The organism is Pelomonas sp. KK5, assembly GCF_001984095.1.
In the GTDB taxonomy this organism is placed as follows: domain Bacteria; phylum Pseudomonadota; class Gammaproteobacteria; order Burkholderiales; family Burkholderiaceae_C; genus KK5.
Genome location: NZ_LYVQ01000581.1, coordinates 1 through 399, shown reverse-complemented (window position 1 = coordinate 399; position 399 = coordinate 1). Strand labels below are relative to the sequence as shown.

The 399-nt window shown below is 74.2% G+C and carries 1 pseudogene; it reads right to left on the bottom strand.

What is annotated here, in order from left to right:
• Window positions 1-399: pseudogene (locus B0W88_RS34255) on the bottom strand (heme utilization protein); the annotation flags it as partial.

Genomic DNA, 399 nt, shown 5'->3' with positions numbered 1-399 from the left:
AGCGCGTTCAGCGTGTCGCTGCCCATGCCGGCGATCTGCGCGGTGGTGAGCTGGGCGACCTGGGCGGTCGTCAGCGCGCCGATCTGGTCGCTGTCCAGCGCCGCGAGCTGGCTGCTGCTCAGCGAGCGCAACGTGGCGCTGCCGAGGGCGCGCAGGTCATCGGTCTCCAGCGCGCCGAGCTGCGCGGTCGTCAGGCCGGCGGCCTGGGCCGAGCTGATCACGGCCGCCTGGCCGGTCGTCAGCGCGGCGATGTCGCCGCTGGTCAGCGCGTGGACCTGGGCCGAGCCCAGCGCCTTGACGCCGGCCGAGCCGAGGGCGACGACGTCTTCCGTCGTCATCGTCGCCACCTGCGCGGTGCCGATGGCGGCGACCTGCGAGCTGGTCAGCGAGGGGATCTGC